At 65.5% G+C, this 1894-nt stretch carries 3 protein-coding genes; 1 reads left to right on the top strand and 2 read right to left on the bottom strand.

Annotated elements, in window-relative coordinates; genetic code table 11:
- Positions 1-153 (top strand): helix-turn-helix domain-containing protein (locus tag ABT116_RS43915; protein WP_351646432.1); only part of this gene is annotated, 153 nt, incomplete at its 5' end.
- 133 nt (positions 154-286) lie between these two features.
- Here the strand turns inward: ABT116_RS43915 and ABT116_RS43910 are convergent.
- On the bottom strand, positions 287-1390 hold the full coding sequence (locus ABT116_RS43910; protein WP_235172423.1) for a recombinase: 1104 nt from the start codon (positions 1388-1390) through the stop codon (positions 287-289).
- A gap of 8 nt (positions 1391-1398) precedes the next feature.
- A partial coding sequence (locus tag ABT116_RS43905) for a tyrosine-type recombinase/integrase (protein ID WP_351646429.1) occupies positions 1399-1894 on the bottom strand: 496 nt, incomplete at its 5' end.

Below are 1894 nucleotides of genomic sequence, written 5' to 3'. Positions count from 1 at the left end.
CTCCTCGACCGATCGGTTTCGGTCAGCGAGATCGCTACTGAACTCGGATACAGCGACCTCGCCAACTTCTCTCACGCCTTCAAACGCTGGACCGGACGCTCTCCGAAAGATTTCCGAAACCCGCCACTCTCGGACGACGCGGATTCGACGTAGATCCCACAGAACGCGGGGTCGAGATCGATGCCTCCGTTCGTCCGCGGACTGATCGATCTTCATCGCGGAGAGTTCGGAGACGTCGCCGCCGTGAGAACGAAGAGTTTGTGCAAACTCGAGTACGAACCACTTGTCACTCGACGGTGTCGGCCGGCACGCGTGTGGTCTCCGATTCGAGAAAGTCGACGAGTGCTTCCAACAGGCTGTCCGCGCGGATTTCGACATCAGCGAGGACAGAGTCCACGTCATCGAGAAGACCGTGGGCGTGTCTACGCGCAAGCGTTCCGCGTTCGTAGTAGCCGGGGTCGAGCACGACCCGCGGTACTGGATCCGATGCCGCGATCCGCTCCGGCTGTTGTGACCGCGCAGTGGGCTGCAGGCGGGTGGGCGCACGTCCGTCCAGGTGCGCTCGCACGATGCCGGCGACCGCACGCGACGTGAGCGGGGTCGCAGTCAACGGGGTGTGACCCCACCGGTCGATCGCAGTCGACAGCGGCTGTCGATCGGCCGAATCGACGTACCGGTCGTATCCTCCGATTCCGGTGCCGCCCACGGCATCGAGAGCGTCGGCGAGCATTCGGGTGCTCGGATACCGCGCGTGATGGCCGAGCACCTCCAACCAGCGCTGGTACACCATCCGCGGCGAGATACCCGTCCCCGTCAGTGCGAGGGAGGTGAGGATATGAACGCCGCGGCCTGAGTCGATACGAAGGGCGTCGATCCTCGGATCGGCGGTGACGTCGCATGCCCGCAGGGCCGCGATCTGGGTGTACGGCAGACCGGTCGAGGCAACGACCAGGACGAGGGCATCTCGCCGCGCGAACAGTGCTGACGGCCAACCGGATTCGGGGAGACGCGCGATGATTCCGCCGATCACGGCTGCCAGCTCGTGCAGGCGCGCCGTGCGCGCCACGTCCAGCGCAGCCCGGACAGCCTCCGCGCGCCCCGGAGGGGGTAACAGGTGCCGGGAATGGGCGGCGTCGATCACCGCGATCCGGCGGCGTTGGGTCGTCGACGCGGCGGGGTGCGCGTGGAGGAACCGAGCAAGTGACTCCGGAGAGGCCGCCAGTGGTGGTTCGTCATGGGCGGTGCACCAGTCCTCGAACAGTGACCACGTGTGCCGATCGCGCTTCGGCACCGCCGCGTTCGCGATATCCGCTGGCCGTATCGAACCGGCGCGGTCATCGTGGTCAGCATCTGCCTCGGTCGCCCCGTCGCCGCTCACAGATGCAGTCACGCGCCCGGTCATAGACCGAGTTCGGTGACCGCGTTGCCGACCAGAGGTGCGTGCTCGCGGGCATATGTTTCGACCATTGCGGGTGTGGTGTGCCCGGTCTGGCGCATGATCGTGTGCGCATCGGCACCGTTGCGAAAGGCTTGCGTGACGAATCCTGCACGCAGAGAATGCCCGCCGAATTGGGCGACGGTGTCGGGGTCGTATCCAGCTCGAGTAGCTCGTCGACGGATCGCCGCATGTACCGCAGCCCCGGACAGCGGCGTATCGGAGATGTTTCCGTTCTTGCGGACAGACCGAAACAGAGGGGACCGTTTCTCGGCTGCAGGAAGGGTGCCGAGGCAGATATGAGACTCGAATTCCACTGCGCGAGAGAGCAGTCGAATGACCTCGACTCTGCCCCCGGAGTCGAACGCGGCGACGACCTGAAGCCACCGCACCCACGCACAGACCGGACATGACTCGTGGCGGCCAGTGAACGGTAATGCCTTCACTGCACCGGCACCG

It is taken from the genome of Streptomyces sp. NPDC002130, assembly GCF_040296465.1.
In the GTDB taxonomy this organism is placed as follows: Bacteria; Actinomycetota; Actinomycetes; order Streptomycetales; family Streptomycetaceae; genus Streptomyces.
The sequence above is the reverse complement of the archived record's forward strand: the minus strand, read 5'-3'. Positions and strand labels throughout refer to the sequence as shown.